At 69.6% G+C, this 17,862-nt stretch carries 15 protein-coding genes; 6 read left to right on the forward strand and 9 right to left on the reverse strand.

What is annotated here, in order from left to right; all coding sequences use genetic code 11:
- Nucleotides 1–21: 21 nt before the first annotated feature.
- Nucleotides 22–1,968 carry an ABC transporter ATP-binding protein gene (locus AB0M82_RS24920; RefSeq protein WP_364726200.1) on the reverse strand — a complete coding sequence of 649 codons (1,947 nt, stop codon included), beginning with the start codon at nt 1,966–1,968 and terminating at the stop codon, nt 22–24.
- 20 nt (nt 1,969–1,988) lie between these two features.
- The gene (locus AB0M82_RS24925) at nt 1,989–2,579 is read right to left on the reverse strand and encodes a TetR family transcriptional regulator (protein WP_364726203.1); all 591 of its coding nucleotides are present in this window, start codon (nt 2,577–2,579) and stop codon (nt 1,989–1,991) included.
- A 94-nt stretch (nt 2,580–2,673) separates the two neighbouring features.
- On the opposite strand from AB0M82_RS24925, the gene AB0M82_RS24930 reads away from it, so the two are divergent.
- Nucleotides 2,674–2,967 carry a DUF6191 domain-containing protein gene (locus AB0M82_RS24930; RefSeq protein ID WP_364726206.1) on the forward strand — a complete coding sequence of 98 codons (294 nt, stop codon included), beginning with the start codon at nt 2,674–2,676 and terminating at the stop codon, nt 2,965–2,967.
- A 45-nt stretch (nt 2,968–3,012) separates the two neighbouring features.
- Here the strand turns inward: AB0M82_RS24930 and AB0M82_RS24935 are convergent, their stop codons facing one another.
- The 3 genes from AB0M82_RS24935 to pdhA are packed head-to-tail and all read right to left on the reverse strand — an operon-like array spanning nt 3,013 to nt 6,540.
- Nucleotides 3,013–4,326 (reverse strand): dihydrolipoamide acetyltransferase family protein, encoded by a 1,314-nt coding sequence (locus AB0M82_RS24935; protein WP_364726209.1) that lies wholly within the window; start codon nt 4,324–4,326, stop codon nt 3,013–3,015.
- A 16-nt stretch (nt 4,327–4,342) separates the two neighbouring features.
- Nucleotides 4,343–5,335, reverse strand: coding sequence for an alpha-ketoacid dehydrogenase subunit beta (locus AB0M82_RS24940; RefSeq protein ID WP_364726212.1), 993 nt, complete (start codon nt 5,333–5,335; stop codon nt 4,343–4,345).
- Nucleotides 5,335–6,540, reverse strand: coding sequence for a pyruvate dehydrogenase (acetyl-transferring) E1 component subunit alpha (pdhA, locus tag AB0M82_RS24945; protein WP_364726215.1), 1,206 nt, complete (start codon nt 6,538–6,540; stop codon nt 5,335–5,337). The genes AB0M82_RS24940 and pdhA overlap by 1 nt, the downstream gene beginning before the upstream one ends.
- A 370-nt stretch (nt 6,541–6,910) precedes the next feature.
- On the opposite strand from pdhA, the gene AB0M82_RS24950 reads away from it, so the two are divergent.
- Nucleotides 6,911–8,329, forward strand: coding sequence for a M20/M25/M40 family metallo-hydrolase (locus AB0M82_RS24950; protein WP_364726218.1), 1,419 nt, complete (start codon nt 6,911–6,913; stop codon nt 8,327–8,329).
- An 89-nt stretch (nt 8,330–8,418) separates the two neighbouring features.
- Here AB0M82_RS24950 and AB0M82_RS24955 read toward each other — a convergent pair whose 3' ends face one another.
- From AB0M82_RS24955 to AB0M82_RS24965, 3 genes are read right to left on the reverse strand one after another with little or no spacing between them, the layout of a single operon-like run.
- Nucleotides 8,419–9,261, reverse strand: a complete 843-nt coding sequence (locus AB0M82_RS24955) for a transglutaminase family protein (RefSeq protein WP_364726220.1) — start codon at nt 9,259–9,261, stop codon at nt 8,419–8,421.
- Nucleotides 9,258–10,205 carry an alpha-E domain-containing protein gene (locus AB0M82_RS24960; protein WP_364726223.1) on the reverse strand — a complete coding sequence of 316 codons (948 nt, stop codon included), beginning with the start codon at nt 10,203–10,205 and terminating at the stop codon, nt 9,258–9,260. Before AB0M82_RS24960 ends, AB0M82_RS24955 begins: the two co-directional genes overlap by 4 nt.
- A 50-nt stretch (nt 10,206–10,255) precedes the next feature.
- Nucleotides 10,256–11,914: a circularly permuted type 2 ATP-grasp protein gene (locus AB0M82_RS24965; protein WP_364726226.1), complete on the reverse strand. Its 1,659-nt coding sequence runs from the start codon at nt 11,912–11,914 to the stop codon at nt 10,256–10,258.
- Nucleotides 11,915–12,052: 138 nt separating this feature from the next.
- Between AB0M82_RS24965 and AB0M82_RS24970 the strand changes: the two genes are divergently transcribed.
- The 4 genes from AB0M82_RS24970 (at nt 12,053) to AB0M82_RS24985 (ending at nt 17,161) form a co-directional block, all read left to right on the forward strand.
- Nucleotides 12,053–12,994, forward strand: a complete 942-nt coding sequence (locus AB0M82_RS24970) for an ABC transporter substrate-binding protein (protein WP_364726229.1) — start codon at nt 12,053–12,055, stop codon at nt 12,992–12,994.
- A 23-nt stretch (nt 12,995–13,017) separates the two neighbouring features.
- On the forward strand, nt 13,018–13,956 hold the full coding sequence (locus AB0M82_RS24975; protein ID WP_364726232.1) for an amino acid ABC transporter permease: 939 nt from the start codon (nt 13,018–13,020) through the stop codon (nt 13,954–13,956).
- A complete protein-coding gene (locus AB0M82_RS24980; protein ID WP_364726235.1) occupies nt 13,953–14,726 on the forward strand; it encodes an amino acid ABC transporter ATP-binding protein in 774 nt (257 codons plus the stop codon). The genes AB0M82_RS24975 and AB0M82_RS24980 overlap by 4 nt, the downstream gene beginning before the upstream one ends.
- Before the next feature lie 131 nt (nt 14,727–14,857).
- Nucleotides 14,858–17,161 (forward strand): oxidoreductase, encoded by a 2,304-nt coding sequence (locus tag AB0M82_RS24985; protein WP_364726238.1) that lies wholly within the window; start codon nt 14,858–14,860, stop codon nt 17,159–17,161.
- A gap of 122 nt (nt 17,162–17,283) precedes the next feature.
- On the opposite strand, the gene AB0M82_RS24990 is transcribed toward AB0M82_RS24985, so the two are convergent.
- Nucleotides 17,284–17,859 (reverse strand): hypothetical protein, encoded by a 576-nt coding sequence (locus tag AB0M82_RS24990; protein WP_364726239.1) that lies wholly within the window; start codon nt 17,857–17,859, stop codon nt 17,284–17,286.
- Between the last annotated feature and the right edge of the window lie 3 nt (nt 17,860–17,862).

The raw sequence follows: 17,862 nt of genomic DNA on the forward strand, positions 1-17,862 counted from the left end.
CCGCCGCCGAGGCGTAATGCCTCAGCTCGGCACCTTGTCCAGGTACGCCTGGGCCTGGAGGGTGAACAGCTCGGCGTACCCCGCCTTCGCCGCCATCAGCTCCTCGTGCGTGCCGTACTCGGCCACCTTTCCGTGGTCCAGCAACAGGATCCGCTCCGCCTGGCGCACGGTCGAGAACCGGTGCGAGATGTACAGCGTCGTCCGCCCTTCCGACAGCGAACGCAGGCGCGAGAACAGATCGTGCTCGGCCTGGGCGTCCAGGGCCGAGGTCGGCTCGTCGAGGATCAACAACGGCGCCTCCCGCTGGAACGCCCTGGCCAGCGCGATCTTCTGCCACTCGCCGCCCGACAGGCTGACGCCCTGGTCGAACCAGCGGCCGAGCGGGCTGTCGTAGCCGCTGGGCAGCCGCTCGATCCGCTCGTCCGCGCCCGCGCGGCGCGCCGACTCCTCGATGTGGGGCCGGTCCTCGAGCCGGGCCAGGTCGCCGAGGCCGATGTTCTCCGCCGCCGTGCCCTGGTACGTCACGTAGTCCTGGAACATCGCGCTGATCCGCGTCCGCAGCTCGACCGGGTCGTACTCGCGGATGTCGACGCCGTCGAGCAGGATGCGGCCGTCGGTCGGGTCGTAGAGCCGGCAGAGCAGCTTGAACAGCGTCGACTTGCCCGCGCCGTTGCGGCCCACCACCGCGACCGTCTCACCGGGGCGGATCTCGAAGCTGACGTTGTCGAGCGCGGGTTCCTCCGCACCCGGATAGCTGAAGGTCACCGCGTCGAACTCGATGTGTCCCTCCACTGTGGACGGCATCGGGCGTGGTTCGGCCGGCGGGGTGATCTCCGGTTTCGTGTCCAGGAACCGGTAGAGCGTGTCGAGGTAGAGGTTGTTCTCGTACATCCCGGAAAACGCCGTGAACAGCCCGGACACCGACGTCTGCACGGACGTCGCGGCGGCCGTGTACAACGCCAGGTCACCCAGCGTGAGCCGCCCGCCGACCGCCTCCAGCGCGATGTACAGCGCGATCGCCGAACCCGCGAACGTGCTCAGCAGGCCCCAGGACGTCGAGCTGATGTTGCGGTTGATCGTCAGCTTCCGCTGCCGCTCGTAGGAGACGACGCCCAGCCGGCGGAACCGGTCGACGAAGTACGGGCCGAGCCCGAACAGCTTCGTCTCCTTGGCGTAGGTGTCCGTCGTGACCAGCGAAGACAGGTAGTCCATCCGCCGCTTGATCGGCGACATCAGGAAGGTCAGCCAGAACGCGCGCGAGCCGTACTTCGACTGCGAGATGAACGCCGGGATCGGCGCCACCAGCGCGACCAGGGCCAGCAGCGGGCTGATCGAGACCAGCAGCGCGACCATGCTGCCGAACGTGATGAGCGTCCGCACGAGCCCCAGCGCGGAGTTCATCATCGACAGCGGCCGCGTCGGCGCTTCCTGCGCGGCCTGGCGCAGCATGTCGTAGGACGTCGAGCCCTCGAAGTACGCCAGGTGCAGTTCGCTCGCGTGCGCCATCACCTGGTGGCGGATGGTCAGCGTCATGCGTTCCTGCAGCAGCGACTGCGCGATCGACGTCAGCGCGCTGCTGAGCGCGGTCGCGGCGAGCACGCCGAACTGGAGCAGCGCGACGTTCACGATGTCGCCCGTGGTCCCCTTGCCCTGGATCGCCGCGACGACGGAGTCGAGCAGCAGCTTCGCGATGTACGCGGTCGCCGTCGGCAGGAGGCCGGACAGCAGCGTGATCAGCGCCAGCAGGATCGTGAGGATCGGGCTCGCCTGCCACGTCAGCCGCGCGACTTTCGGCAGGCCGCGGACCGTCCCCGCCACCGACGTCTTCGCGCGTTTCAGCCGGGAGCGCAGGTCCTTCGGCTGGTCGTCCTGGTTCGGCTCGGGAATCTCGACCGGCCCGGTGAGCCCGCTCTCCGGCACCGTCGTGGCGTGCCGCCGTCGGCCACGCCTGGCCAGCATGAACTCCATGCCGCCCCCACCGCCCGGGATCACTGAGCCTCCACGGCGCCGTGCAGGAAGACGTCGACCACCTGGCGCGTGGCGGGCGCGTCGTCGTCCGGCGCCATCCGCCGGCCGGCGAACAGCAGGGTGAGGAACAGCGCGGCCAGCTGCTCGGGCGGCAGCCGCAGGCGGTCCTTCTCGGGGGTGAACAGCTCGACCACCGCCCCGCGCATCGCGGTTATCGACTCGCGACGGTCGCCCTTCCAGCTGCCGCGCCGATCCTTGAGGCGCTGCTCGGGGTCGCGCAGCTTGTGCCGTCCGGACGCGTGGAGCGCGCCCATCAGCGCGCCCATGCGCTCGAGGTGGGCGCCGAGCGCTTCGGCGGCCTCGACGAGCCGGTCGGCCAGCGGCTGGTCCAGGGGGATCTCGGCGATCGCGTCGAGCACGTGGTCAGGCCGCAACGCTTCCGCCGTGCAGGCGTCGAAGAGCTCCTCCTTGTCCTTGAACGCGCGGAAGATGGTGCCCTCGCCGATGCCGGCGGCGCGGGCGATCTGGCTGGTCGTGACGCCGGCGCCGTGCTCCATGAGAAGCGGCAGCACCGCGTGCACGATCATGGCGCGCCGGGCTTCGGCGCTCATGCCCGGCGCTCTCCGCCGGGTTTCGGGTGCTGGTGTCATACGACCAGTGTGCGGAGTGAGTGCTCACTCCGTCAAGCGGGTATACGTTGGTCCCATGGGCGTGGTCTGGGCGATGGTGTTCCCGATGCTGGTCGTGCTGCTGTTCCTGCTGGCCGTGCTCGAGGTCTGGGGCCGCCGGTTCCTGCCGTGGCACCGCCGCGGCGACGGCCCGCGCATGGCGAGCGCGGTCGCGACCGAAGAGGTCGAAGCGATCCTCGGCGGGACGAAGCAGCACGAGCTCGAGCAGCGCCAGGTCCAGCTGATGCTGGTTGACGATGAGGCCGACGGCGCCCCGCCGCGCACCCACGTCGACCTCGACGCCGGGAAGATCGTCTTCCGGCAGCAGTAAGGGCCGCCCCGGCAAATTCCCGAAGCGGCCCTCTCCTGCGGGAACTCAGTACGTCATGGCCATCGCGGGGTCGGCCAGCAAGGCGCCGACGTCGGCCAGGAACTCCGAGCCCTGCTGACCGTCGACCACGCGGTGGTCGAAGCTCAGCGACAGCTGGAGCACCTTGCGGACCTTGATCTCGCCGTCCACCACCCACGGCTGGTCCTTGATCGCGCCGAGGCACAGGATCGCGGACTCGCCCGGGTTGATGATCGGCGTTCCGGTGTCGACGCCGAACACGCCGACGTTGGTGATCGTGATCGTGCCGTTCGCCATGTCCGCCGGCGACGTCTTGCCTTCGCGGGCGACCTCCGTCAGCGTGGTCAGCGCGCTCGCCAGCTCCTTCAGCGACATCGAGTCGGCGTCGCGGACCTTCGGCACGATCAGGCCCCGCGGCGTGGCGGCCGCGATCCCGAGGTGCACGTAGTCCTTGTAGACGATCTCCTGCGCCTGCTCGTCCCAGACCGCGTTGATGTCGGGCGTGCGTTTCGCCGCCAGGCACACGGCCTTCGCGGCGAACGTCAGCGGCGTGACCTTGACCCCGGCGAACTCCCGCGACTTCTTCAGCTTCTCGCGGAACTCCATCATCGGCGTGACGTCGATGGTCAGGAACTCCGTGACGTGCGGAGCGGTGTACGCGCTCTGCACCATCGCGGCCGCGGTCATCTTGCGGACGCCCTTGATCGGCACGCGCCGCTCGCGTGCTCCGCTGTCCACAGTGGACGCGACGACCGGAGCTCCGTTGGCGGCGCGCTCGACGTCTTCACGGGTGATGACGCCGCCGTCCGCGGTTCCGGTCAGCGCGTGCAGGTCGACACCGAGGTCCTTCGCCAGCTTCCGCACCGGCGGTTTGGCCAGCGGCACGTAACCACCCCGAGGCGCCGCGGAGGCGGCCGGAGCAGGCGCGGGCGGAGCGACGACAGCGGCCGCGGGGGCGGGAGCAGCGCCCTTCCGGGCTCGCCGCTGCGTGCCGACGGCCTTGGAGCCGTAGCCGACCAGCGGCTTCATCTCCTCTTCCTCGGCAGGAGCCGGAGCGGGAGCAGCGGCGGCCGGAGCGGGAGCGGCCGCGCCACCGGGGTCGACGTCGATGGTGAGGATCGGCGTGCCGACCTCCACCGTCTGCCCCGGCTCGACGTGCAGCTCCGTGACCACGCCGGCCCACGGGATCGGCAGCTCGACGGCGGCCTTCGCGGTCTCGATCTCGACCACGATCTGGTTGACGGTCACCGTGTCGCCCGGCTTCACGTGCCAGGAGAGGATGTCGGCTTCGGTCAGCCCCTCGGCCGTGTCGGCCAGGGGGAACTGTTTGAACGTTGGCATTGCGCGGATGTCCCCCTTACCAGGCGAGCGAGCGGTCGACGGTGTGCAGCACCCGGTCCAGGTCGGGGAGGTAGTGCTCCTCGAGCTTGGCCGGCGGATACGGCGTGTCGAACCCGGTCACCCGGAGGACGGGCGCTTCCAGCGAGTAGAAGCACTCCTGCTGGACGCGCGCGGCGATCTCCGACGTCAGCGACGACTCGGACGGCGCCTCCGACAGCGCGATCAGCCGTCCGGTCTTGCGCACCGACTCGAACACCGGGCCGAGGTCCAGCGGCGAGAGCGTGCGCAGGTCGATGACCTCGAGGGACTTGCCTTCGTCCTCGGCCGCGGCGGCCGCGTCGAGGGCGACCTTCACCGAGGGGCCGTACGCGACGACCGTCGCCGTCGTGCCTTCGCGCACGATCTGCGAGGAAAACACCTGCGACGGCGTGCTGGTGACGTCAACTTCGGCACGCAGCGCGCCCGAGTGGTACAGCCGCTTGGGCTCGAAGAACAGGATCGGGTCGTCCGACTTGATCGCCTGCTGGATGCCCCAGTAGGCGTCGACGGCGTTCGAGACCGAGACGACCTTCAGGCCGGGGATGTGCGCGAACAGCGACTCCGGCGACTCCGAGTGGTGCTCGACCGCGCCGATCCCGCCGCCGAACGGCACCCGGATCACGACGGGCATCTTGATCTTGCCCTGCGTCCGGTAGTGCAGCTTCGCCAGCTGCGAGGAGATCTGGTCGAAGCCGGGGAAGATGAAGCCCTCGAACTGGATCTCGCACACCGGCCGGAACCCGCGCACGGCCAAGCCGACCGCGGTGCCGATGATGCCCGACTCGGCCAGCGGCGTGTCGAGCACGCGCTGCTCGCCGAAGTCCTTCTGCAGGCCGTCGGTGATCCGGAAGACGCCGCCGAGCTTGCCGACGTCCTCGCCCATGATCAGGACCTTCGGGTCCTCTTCCATCGCCCGGCGCAGGCCGAGGTTGAGCGCCTTGCCGATGGTCAGTTTCTGGATGTCGGTCATCAGTGCTCACCCGCCGAGACGAAGCCGTCGAGGTAGGACAGGAACTCTTCGCGTTGCGCCTCCAGCACCGGATTACCCTCGGCGTAGACGTTCGAAAAGATCCGCTCCGGCGGGGGTTCCGGCATGTTGAACGTGTAGTCGCGCAGGTCGGCGGCGAAGGCGTCGGCCTCGGCCTGGATCTTGTCGAAGAACGCCTGGTCGGCGTAGCCACCACGGGCCAGGAACGCGCGGACGCGCTCGATCGGGTCCTTGAGCTTCCACTCCTCCAGCTCGTCGGAGAGCCGGTAGCGGGAGGGGTCGTCGGTGGTCGTGTGCGCGTCCATCCGGTAGGTGAACGCCTCGATCAGCACCGGGCCGTTGCCGTGGCGGCACTCGTCGAGCGCCCAGCGGGACACCGCGAGGCAGGCCAGGACGTCGTTGCCGTCGACGCGGATGCCGGGGAAGCCGTAGCCGCGGGCGCGCTGGTACAGCGGCAGGCGCGACTGGCGCTCGGTCGGCTCGGAGATCGCCCACTGGTTGTTCTGGCAGAAGAACACGAGCGGCGCGTCGTAGACCGCGGCCCAGACGAAGCCCTCGTGGACGTCGCCCTGCGAGGTCGCGCCGTCACCGAAGTAGCAGATCGTCGCTTCGCCGTCGTCGTCTCCGACCTTGCCCTCGAACTTCTGGCCCATCGCGTAGCCGGCGGCGTTGAGCACCTGGTTGCCGATCACGATGGTGTACGGGTGGAAGCCGTGGCGCTGGTAGTCCCAGCCGCTGTGGTCGGTGCACCGGAAGATGCCCAGCAGGTCCTTCATGTCGACCCCGCGCGTGTACGCGACGCCGTGCTCGCGGTAGCTGGGGAACGCCATGTCGGTCGGCTTCAGGGCGCGGCCGGAGCCGACCTGTGCGGCTTCCTGGCCGAGCAGCGGGACCCAGATGCCGAGCTGGCCCTGGCGCTGCATGGCGTTCGCTTCGCGGTCGGCCCGCCGGACCAGCACCATGTCGCGGTACAGACCGCACAGCGCTTCGGCGTCGACGTCCTCGACGTACTTGTCGAACTGGGGCGAGGGGACCCGTTCGCCCTCGGGGGTGAGCAGCTGAGTGAGCTCAGCGCCACCTTCGCTGGTTGCTCGCAATCCGGCGATCACCTGTTCGGGGGACGGTTGGGCCGCGAGCGCGGCTGGGCCGTCGCCAGGCTCCGGGTGCGTCCACTGTTCGGACGGCATGCGCTGTACTCCTCGGTGTCGGTGCCTCTGGCGGCCGCTTGTGGCGACCACAGCGACTGCACCGGCGGGGACCAGCGCATCGGGTCCGAAGCGCTCGGTCACCGTCGGCGTTGACGGTTCTCGCCGCCATCCTGGCACGAAGGTCAACGTCTTGGTGAGTCACGGATACTGATTTGTTGCTGAGGAACTGCCCCTGAACAGGGAAAACGCTAGGAAGCCCGAGCATTGGACCTACGAGAGTAGGTCGTCGGTCCGACCGCTCACCAGGCGCGGTCGCACGGGCACGCGGCCGTACGGACGCGCGGGCGCCCCCGCTTTGCCGTTGCTGTGACGTGCCGCACGATCGGACCTGCGTGGCACGATGGGCCACGTGGAGCAGAAATCCGTCCGTGAATCCGTCGTGTCCGCCTGGATCAACGACGTCACCCCGAGTTTGTCCGGGCTGGTGGCGATCCCCGCCCTGTCCCCGGCCTTCGACGCCGACTGGGCGAAGAGCGGTCACCTCGACGCCGCCGTCGAGCACGTCCGCGCGTGGATCGCCGGACGCGCGCTGCCCGGCGCGACGTGCGAGGTCGTGCGCCTGGAAGACCGAACTCCCCTGCTGCTCGTCGACGTCCCGGCGACCCCGGGCGCGGCGGACAAGGGCACCGTCCTGATGTACGGCCACCTCGACAAGCAGCCTCCGGTCGGCGGCTGGTCCGAAGGCCTCGACCCGTGGACCCCGGTGATCCGCGACGGCCGGCTGTACGGCCGCGGCTCCGTCGACGACGGCTACTCCGGGTACGCGGCGACGACGGCGATCGAAGCCGTGCACGCGGCGGGCGGCGAACACGCCCGCATCGTGCTGCTGCTGGAGACCGGTGAGGAGTCCGGCAGCCCCGACCTGCCGACCTACGTCGAGCACCTGGCCGACCGGATCGGCGACGTCTCGCTGGTGGTCTGCCTCGACGCCGGCGGCAGCGACTACGAGCGGTTGTGGCTGGTCACGAGCCTGCGCGGGATGCTGCACCTGGACGTCACGGTGCAGCTGCTCGGCTCGGCACAGCACTCCGGTGTCGCGAGCGGCGTCGTCGCCAGCTCGTTCCGGATCCTGCGGCAGCTGATCGAGCGGCTCGAGGACAGCACGACCGGCGAACTGCTGCTGGACGAACTGAAGGTGGACGTCCCGGCGGACCGGCTCGCCGAGCTCGAGGCCGTCTCTCAGGACTTCCCCGACGCGCTGGCGAAGGCGTTCCCGCTGGTCGAAGGCGGACGCGTGATCACGGACGACGCGCTGGAGCTGATGCTCAACAACGCGTGGCGGCCGACGCTGTCGGTAATCGGCGCCGACGGCTTCCCGAAGCCCGCCGACGCCGGCAACGTACTCCGCGAAAGCACCACGCTCACCCTGAGCTTCCGGCTCCCGCCGACGGTCGACGCCGAGAAGGCGCTCGAAGCCGTGAAGAAGGCGCTGACCACCGACGTCCCGTACGGCGCGAAGGTCACGCTCGGCTCGCCGCAGGCGGAGAACGGCTGGAACGCGCCGGCCGAGTCGCCGTGGCTGACCACGGCCCTGCGCACGGTCAGCGACGAGGTGTTCGGCCGCCCGCACCGCGCGACCGGCATGGGCGGGTCGATCCCGTTCATGGGCCTGCTCTCGCGGAAGTACCCGGAGGCGCAGTTCCTGGTCACCGGCGCCTGCGGGGCCGACTCGAACATCCACGTGCCGGACGAGTGGCTGCACCTGGACTTCGCACAGCAGGTCACCGAGGCCGTCGCGCACATCCTGGACGCCCACGCCAACGGCTGACTCAAACGCCCCAATGTGGCGTTGGGTGCGTTGGACGCACCGAACGCCACATTGGGTGCGTTGGACGCAACCAACGCCACATTGGGGCGCTAGCCCAGCCGGGTCAGGTGGACCGAGACGTCCAGAGTGGACTGCCCACCCCCGGTGAAGATCCCCTTCAACGGCGCCACGTCCGCGTAGTCCCGGCCCATCGCCACCCACACGTGGCGCGGCCCGACCGGGATCGCGTTCGTCGGGTCGTAGGCCCACCACCCGCCGGTCCAGACGTCGACCCAGGCGTGCGACTCGCCCTCCACCACCTCGCCCAGCTTCCCGTCCGGCTTCGTGTGCAGGTAGCCCGAGACGTACCGGGCCGGGACGCCGATCGCGCGCAGCATCACCAACGTCACGTGCGCGAAGTCCTGACACACGCCTTCGCGCGCCCGCCACGCGTCCGTCGCCGTCGAGTGGACGCCCGTCGTGCCCGGCTGGTACTTCAGCTGCTTGTTCACCCACTCGCAGACCGCCAGCACCGCGTCCGCCGGGTCCAGCCCCGTCCGCAACGAACGGGCTTCGCGCGCCAGCTCCAGGTCGCGGGGGGTGTAGTCCGTCGGGGTCAGGTACTCGGTGCGGTGGTCGATCACCGTGTCGGCGCGGAGGTCCTTCCACGACGCCGTGCGGATCGGCTCCGCTTCGTCCGCCGTCTCGACCACCGACGTCGCGAGCACCGTGAACTCGGTGTGCGGCGCGTGGAGGTCGAACGACGTCACGACCGTGCCCCAGTAGTCCGTGTACCGGTAGGCACGCGTCGCCGGGGTCGTCTCGATGCGCGTCGCCACCGTCGTCTGACGGCGGTCCGAGCGCGGGGTCAGCCGGGCCTCGTTGTACGACTGCGTCGCCGGCGTCGCGTACCGGTACCCCGTCCGGTGTGCCACACGCACCTGCCAGGTCACAGCGAAACCTCCGCACCGCTCCACGCCACCCACGGCGACGTGCTGAAGTACTGCATGGACACCGCTTCGCCGATTTCCTTGATCGACGTCTGCAGTGTCCCGAGCCGCCGCGGCAGGTCGGTCAGCAGGTCCGACGGGCGGAGGAACTCCAGCTCGCTGCGGGCCCGGCCGAGCTGGCGCAACGCCTCGGACTTCTCGTGGTTGCGGGAGCCGCCGCCCGGGTCCAGCTGCCGCAGGCAGTCCTCCGCCTGCCGCAGCGCGTGGAACACCGACCGCGGGAACAGCGTGTCCCGCAACAGGAACTGCACGACGCGGCCGGCGTCGAGCGCGCCGCGGTAGGTGCGCAGGTAGGTGTCCTGCGCGCCGGCCGAGCGCAGCACCGTGATCCAGCCCGGCGAGGACGCGCGGTCCGTGACCCGGGACAGCATCAGCCGCACCACCATGTCGGCGCGTTCGATGGACCGGCCGAGGACCATGAACAGCCAGCCGTCGTCGCGGCTCATCGTCGAGTCGGCGAGCCCGGCGAACATCGCCGCGCGCTCCTCCACGAACGACAGGAACGAGTGCGGCCCGGCGCGCCGGGCGTAGCGCTGCCGGTCGGGCACCGCGTTCCAGGTCGCGTTCAGGCATTCCCACAGCTCGGTCGAGACGACTTCGCGGGCGCCGCGCGTGTTTTCGCGGGCCGAGTTGATCGACCCGACGATCGACGCGGGGTTGTCCTTCGCGTACGCCACCAGCTCGGTCAGCTTCCAGACGTCGAGGGATTCCGTGCCCTCCGACTCGATGCCCAGGACGGCCAGCAGCTGGCGGCTCGCGTGGTCCGAGTCGACGGTCGCGTCTTCGAGCAGCTGGTGGACCGAGACGTTGAGGATGCGGGAGGTGTCGTCGGCGCGTTCGACGTACCGGCCGATCCAGTACAGCGATTCCGCGTTGCGGGCGAGCATGAGAGCCTCCACATCCCGAAGTAATCTTTACCGCTGAGGGATCATTCAACTCAGCTCTGTTGCTGCTGCTGTTGCTGTTGCGACACCGAAAGCTCCGGCCCCTGCTCGGCGACCAGTCCATCCACAGTGGACATCGCGCCGAGTGCGGGCTGCGACAGCTCCCGTTCGGCCGTCGACGCCCGGGACGTCAGCACCCACGTGTCCTTCGAGCCGCCGCCCTGCGAGGAGTTCACGACCAGGCTGCCCTCCGGCAGCGCCACCCGCGTCAGCCCACCGGGCAGCACGAAGATCTCCTTGCCGTCGTTGACGGCGAACGGCCGCAGGTCGACGTGCCGCGGGGCCAGCCGGTCCTCCACTTTCGCCGGCACGGTCGACAGCTGGACCACCGGCTGCGCGATCCAGCCGCGCCGGTGCGCGCGGACCTTCCGCCGCAGCGTGTCGAGTTCCTTCTTCGACGCCTCGGGCCCGAAGACGATCCCGTAGCCGCCGGAGCCTTCCACCGGCTTCACGACCAGCTCGTCGAGGTGCGCCATGACGTGGTCGAACTCGTCCGGCAGCCAGCAGCGGTACGTGTCCACATTGGGCAGCAGCGGCTTCTCGTTGAGGTAGTACTTCACCATCTCCGGCACGTACGTGTAGACGAGCTTGTCGTCGCCGACGCCGTTGCCGACGGCGTTCGCGACGACGACGTTGCCCGCGCGGGCCGCGTTGAGCACGCCGGCGATGCCGAGCACGGAGTCCGGCCGGTAGTGCACGGGGTCGAGGAACTCGTCGTCGATCCGCCGGTAGATGACGTCGACCTGGCGCTCGCCCTCGGTGGTCCGCAGGTAGACGACGTTGTCCCGGCAGAACATGTCGCGGCCTTCGACCAGCTCGACGCCCATCAGCCGCGCCAGCAGCGAGTGCTCGAAGTACGCCGAGTTGTGCACGCCGGGGGTGAGCACGACGACCACCGGGTCGGCGACGTTCGCCGCGGCCGCCGCGCGCAGCGCCCGGAGCAGGTGTGACGCGTAGTCGCCCACCGGTCGCACCCGGTGCTGGGCGAACAGGTCCGGGAACACCCGCGCCATGGTCCGCCGGTTCTCCATCACGTACGACACCCCGGACGGGTTGCGGAGGTTGTCCTCGAGCACCCGGAAGGTGCCCTCCTCGTCACGCACCAGGTCCACTCCGGACACGTGGATGCGCACGCCGTTCGGCGGGTTGATGCCGAACGCCTCGCGCTGGAAGTGCTCGCACGAGGTGATCAGCCGCCGGGGCAGCACGCCCTCGCGCAGGATCTGGCGGTCGCCGTAGATGTCGGCGAGGAACGCCTCGAGCGCGCGGACCCGCTGGGCCACGCCCCGTTCGAGCTTCGCCCACTCGGCCGCCTGGATCACCCGCGGCACCAGGTCCAGCGGGAACGGCCGCTCCTGGCCGGACAGCGAGAACGTGATGCCCTGGTCGACCATCGCCCGGTCCAGCGCGAGCGACCGCGAGTTCAGGTCGTGCGCGTCGAGCGCCGCGATCGACTCGTACAGCTCGCGGTACGGGCCGCGGACCGTGCCGTCGGCGGCGAACATCTCGTCGTAGGCGCCGGCGTGCGGCCGGTCGGGGGAGAGGTACCCGTCGAACCGGGCCCCCGGACGGGTGATCCGGCGGGTCGTCGCCGTCCTCGCACGTCGACCGGACGGGGGCAGCCGGGGCGGCGTGGCGTTCATGAACCACATCCTTGCTCACGGCGTGGCCTGGACGCGACTCTCGCGCGCCGCTCTAAACATCGCTGTAACGTCGCGGTGCTGTGCTTTGGTATGGATGAGTGGCAATATGCGTGCTCTCACGAACTGAGAACTACGAGGAGTGACGACGTGGCCCGAGGACCCCAGCTCAAGGCGCTCGCCCTGCTGCCTGCGTTCGCCCTGGTCGGCCTGACCGTGGCCTGTGGCGCCGGTGGTAGTGGCGCCGGCAACGCCGGCCCGAGCAGCTCGGCCGCGCCGGGCGCCGGTTCGGGTGACGTGGGCACGGTCGCGAAGGACGACAAGCTGGCGGCCATGGTGCCGGACGCGGTCAAGGCGGACGGCAAGATCCTGGTCGGCCAGGACCAGAGCTACCCGCCGAACGAGTTCCAGGACGAGAGCGGCAAGGTCACCGGCTTCGACGTGGACCTCGGCACCGCGATCGGGCAGAAGCTGGGCCTGAAGATGGAGTTCCAGAACTCCGCGTTCGACGGGATCATCCCGGGCATCCAGGCCGGCAAGTACGAGCTCGCGATGTCGTCGTTCAGCGTCAACGCGGAACGGCTCCAGATCGTCGACATGGTCAGCTACTACAAGGCGGGAACGTCGCTCGGCGTGCTCAAGGGCAACCCCGACAAGCTGAACGTCGACGACCTGTGCGGCAAGAAGATGGGCGTGCAGAAGGGCACCGTGCAGGTCGACGACCTGGAGAAGCGGTCGCAGAAGTGCACCTCGGGGGGCAAGCCGGCGATCGAGGTCACCCAGCTGCAGGCCCAGACCGACGTGAACCTCGCGCTCACCGCGAAGCGGGTGCAGGGCGAGCTGGCCGACTCCCCGGTCGTCGACTACGCGGTCAAGCAGACCAACGGGCAGCTGGAGGTCGTCGGGGAGCCGTACGACACGGCGCCCTACGGCATCATCCTGAAGAAGGACAGCGCCGACTACGGCAAGGCGGTCCAGGCCGCGGTCCAGGCTCTGATCGACGACGGCACCTACAAGAAGATCCTCGACAAGTGGGGTCTGTCCGGGGCCGGCGCGGTCACCAAGTCGGAACTCAACCCGGCGGCCTCCTGAGCCGGGCAGAGAGGGCTTAGTCAGTGTCCAGCTCCTCCGACGCGCCTCCCGGTGAACGGGAGTCCGTCGACACCGAACCCATCAAGGCCGTCCCGGTGCGCCACTACGGGCGCTGGGCGGCCGGGGTGGTCGTCCTCTTCGTCGCCTTCATCGTCGTTCGCAGCATCGTCACGAACGACAATTTCGACTGGCCCACCGTCTGGGACTACATGTTCAACGACCGCGTGCTGCGCGGTCTGCAGAACACCCTGATCCTGACCGTGATCTCGATGCTCATCGGCATCGTGGGCGGGGTCCTGCTGGCGGTCATGCGGCTGTCGCCGAACCCGCTGACCAAGGGCGCCGCCGGCATCTACATCTGGTTGTTCCGCGGCACCCCGTTGATCACGCAGCTGGTGTTCTGGAACTTCCTCGCGTTCGCCTACCCCCGGCTCGGACTCGGGATCCCCTTCGGGCCCGAGTTCGTTTCGTGGGACACGAACACGCTGATCAACCAGTTCACGGCCTCGCTGCTCGGCCTCGGCCTCAACGAGGCCGCGTACATGGCGGAGATCGTGCGCGGCGGCATCCAGTCGATCGACAGCGGTCAGCTGGAGGCGGCGTCCGCGCTCGGCATGAAGCGGACGACCACGCTGCGGCGCATCGTGCTGCCGCAGGCGATGCGGGTGATCGTGCCGCCCACCGGGAACGAGACGATCGCGATGCTGAAGACCACGTCACTGGTGGTCGTGATCGGCTACTTCGAGCTGATGGTCGCGGTCCAGACCATCTACGCGCAGAACTTCAAGACGATCCCGCTGCTGCTCACCGCGGTGATCTGGTACCTGTTCATGACGTCGATCCTGACCGCCATCCAGATCCAGATCGAGAAGTACTTCGCCCGCGGTACTTCGCAAGGCGTCACCCCACGGACCGGCCTGCGCAGCCGGATGTTCGGCCGGGGCGGAGGAGGCACCGCATGACCCCCGTCGTGTCCGCCCAGAAGATCTACAAGAGCTTCGGCAGCGTCGACGTCCTCAAGGGCATCGACCTCGAGGTGAACGAGCGGGAGGTGCTCTGCCTGATCGGGCCGTCCGGTTCGGGCAAGTCGACCCTGCTGCGCTGCATCAACCACCTCGAGAAGATCGACGCCGGCCGGCTCTACGTCGACGGCGTGCTCGTCGGCTACCGGCAGCGTGGCGACAAGCTGCACGAGCTGCGCGAGAACGAGGTCGCGTTCCAGCGCAAGGACATCGGCATGGTGTTCCAGCGCTTCAACCTCTTCCCGCACATGACGGCGCTCGCGAACGTCATGGAGGCGCCGATCCAGGTCCGGCGCGAGCCGAAGGCCCAGGTGCGGCAGCGCGCGCTGGAGCTGCTGGACCGCGTCGGCCTCGGCGACAAGGCGAAGAACTACCCCGCGCAGTTGTCCGGCGGGCAGCAGCAGCGCGTCGCGATCGCGCGGGCGCTGGCGATGCGGCCGAAGCTGATGCTGTTCGACGAGCCGACGTCCGCGCTGGACCCGGAGCTCGTCGGCGACGTCCTGGGCGTGATGAAGCAGCTCGCCAAGGACGGCATGACGATGGTCGTCGTCACCCACGAGATGCAGTTCGCCCGCGAGGTGGCGGACAAGGTCCTGTTCATGGACGGCGGCGTCGTCGTCGAAGAGGGCCCGCCGGACCAGGTCATCGGGAGCCCGCGCGAGGAGCGGACCAAGTCGTTCCTCGCTCGGGTGCTGAACCCCAACGCCTGAGCGGTGCCCGCGCGTCCCGGTCGGCGGGGCGCGCGGGCACTGTCGTGAATTCGGCCGTCTACCTGCGAAACGCCTGCGGATAGCGTTCTCCTCGGCTACCTTGGGGCGGGGTGTGGGAGGGGAGGCCCGTCATGACGACCGAGAGTGCGCTGCCGCCCCTCGACCCGTTCGCGGGTATCCCGGATCGGCGCTACGAAGTCAAGGCCGCTGACCTGCTGAAACCCGGTAATGGTGGGTTGTTGCGCTGGCGGCGTCAGGCCACGAACGCGCCGATCGTTTATGTCGAGGACGCTTACATCACCGGCACCCTCGACCTGCGGGCCGCGGATCTGAAGTATCTGTTCCGGTTCGAGCGGTGCCGGTTCGAGCACCCGCCGGACGTGCGCGAGGCCAACCTGCTGGGCCTGGTCTTCCGCAAGTGCTGGCTGCCCGGGCTCAAGGCCCGCAACATGCGCAGCCGCAACGACGTCCGGTTGATCCGCTGCGTCGTGCAGGTGGACGGCAGTGACCGCGAGATCGAGGAGACCACCGTCCAGCGCGGCGACGACCGCGAGCGCGGGATGCCGAACGCCGCGGTCAACCTCACCGACGCGGTGATCGAGGGTTCGCTGGTGCTGACCCGCACGGTGATCTCCCACCCGCACGGTAAGGCGATCCACGCCGACCGGCTGGTGCTCGCCGGGGCGTTGCTGGCCTATCGGATGGTCGCCAACGGCGAAGTCCGGCTGCCCGGCCTGCGGACCGGCGGTAACGTCAACTTCTCCGGCGCCACCCTGAACAACCCGGACGGCTTCGCGCTCAACGGCAACGGCCTGCACATCGGCGGCAGCCTGCTGTGCGAGGTCGACAATTACGGGCCGGCGAGCCAGCGTAAGCGGTTTTCCGCGACCGGGATCATGTACCTGCCGAGCGCCACGGTGGACAGCGACATCGTCCTGCGAGAGGCGAAGCTGACGGTGTCCCAGCACGGGCCGATCGCCGTCGACGCGTGGAAGTCCAACGACCCGTATCTGGATCCGCGGCCGGCGTTGGTCGCCGACCGGTTGCGGGTCGACGGGAACGTGGAGCTGTCGGACGGCCTGCAGGCGCTGGGGACGTTGCGGATGGTCAACGCCCGGATCGGTGGCTCGCTGCGGCTGGCCGGCGCCGAGATCAGCGTCGTGCGTGGACAGTCGCAGCCGTACTACGACCGCGCGTTGCACCTGGACGGGACCGAGATCGGCGGTGACATCGAGGCGACGAGCCTGCGTGTCCCCGCCGGGCAGCTGCGGCTGGCCGACGTCACCGTCGGCGGCAATTTCCTGGCGTGGAATTCGATGTTCCGCCATCCTGGCCGGGACGTGTTTTCGGCGCGCCGGTCGACGATCGCCGGCAACTTCCAGCTCACCGACGCCACGATCCACGGCACGCTGCGGCTGCAGGGTGTCGAGGTCGGCGGCAGCATCAACCTGGCGGGCACCCGGCTCACCGATCCCGGTCGTCGCGCGACCAGCAGTTTCTCTCTCGACGTCCGGACCGGGCGGATCGGCCGTGACCTGACGCTGCGGGACAACAACGGCCGCCCCTTCGTCGCCGAGGGCGGCGTCAACCTCGACGGCGCGCAGGTCGCCCGGCGCGTGGACCTGCGGGGTTCGCAGCTCGGGTCGCTGCCGCCGTTCGGCGTGGCACTCGACGCCGGCGACGTCGCCGCGGACGAGTTCACGCTCACCCCGAGCACCCCGCCGGTCGGCCGGGTCGTGCTGCGTCGCGCGCACTGCGGGACGCTGAGCGACAACGAGCAGTTCTGGGCCGCGTCCGAGGGCATCGAGCTGGAGGACTTCCGGTACGACGCGCTCAAGACGGGCATCCCGCTCGCCGACGACAAGGCGCTCGACCACCGCATCGAGCTGCTCCGCAAAGCGATGCGCGGCTACCGGCCCGGCCCGTACGACCAGCTCGCGCACATGCTCAGAGCGGCCGGTAACGAAGAGCACGCCTCCACGGTCGCCCTGCGCAAGCAGCAGTTCCGCTACGAGGCGCTGGCCGGCGGCTTCAAGTTCTTCGGCCCCGGCGTCCGCCTGTGGAGCTGGCTCCAGCGCTCGATGGTCGGCTACGGCTACCGCCCGGTGCGCGCGCTCGGCTGGCTGCTCGCGCTGCTCGTGCTGGGCAGCCTGTGGTTCGGCCTCGGCTCCGACGACTGCGTCAACGACAAGACCGGCCGCTTCATCGCGAGCGGACCCCGGTGCGTGGTGAACCAGCAGGACACGGGCCTGCAGTGGAACCCGGTGATCTACACGGCCGACCTGCTGGTCCCGATCGTCGACTTCGGCAACAAGACCCGCTGGTACATGCACGGCCCGGACAACTGGGTGGCGGCGGGCTTCACGGCGTCAGGCTGGATCCTGGCGACCACGGTGGCCGCGGGTGTGAGCCGCATGCTGCGCCGGGAAAACTGACGTACTGTCGGTATGTCCCTCGGCGTGGAGGTCCCGTGAGCGAACCCAGTGCCACTGGCCGGATCGAGGTCGCGCGGCCAACATCGCGGCCACGCTCGGCCGGCTGAAGCGGGTCGCCGAAGCTAGTCGATGAAGCGGGACCAGAACGGGATGTAGCGCGGGCCGTCCGGTGGGGCCGTGCTGATGCCGCCGGTCGCGAACTCGCGGTTCAGGTAGTCCCGCAGGTCACTGCCGTAGACGACGATGTCCGTCTGGTACACCGACAGCACCGGGTACCCCACTGTGCCCGGCAGACCGGGCAGGTAGCGGTGCCCGCACACCGGCACCAGCTGCGGCACGTCGGCCAGGCGCCGCCGGGCTTCGCGGATCGCGTCTTCGGGGCCGACCGGGCGCGTGCCCCAGTCGGGCAGCCAGAAGCCGTTGTGCTCGACGTCGTACAGCACGCCGTCGGCCGGCCACGCCAACCGTTTGCGCAGCTGCTCGGGGTTGCCGCAGCGCCAGTCCGGCCAGCGGTCGCCGATCGGCACGCCGGCGGCCAGGAACGTGCGGTGGTCCGCGGCGAAGCGGAAGCCGAACCGGCGCTCGACGTCGTCGAGCTCGGTGTCGGTCAGCCCGGGACGCACGGGTTCCCGGAGGTTCTCCTGCAGGTGCCGCGCCTCCTCGAAGGTGAGGGCGCCGGCCGGCTGGACGGGGGTCATGAG

The sequence above is a fragment of the Amycolatopsis sp. NPDC051128 genome, assembly GCF_040682715.1.
Taxonomy (GTDB): Bacteria; Actinomycetota; Actinomycetes; order Mycobacteriales; family Pseudonocardiaceae; genus Amycolatopsis.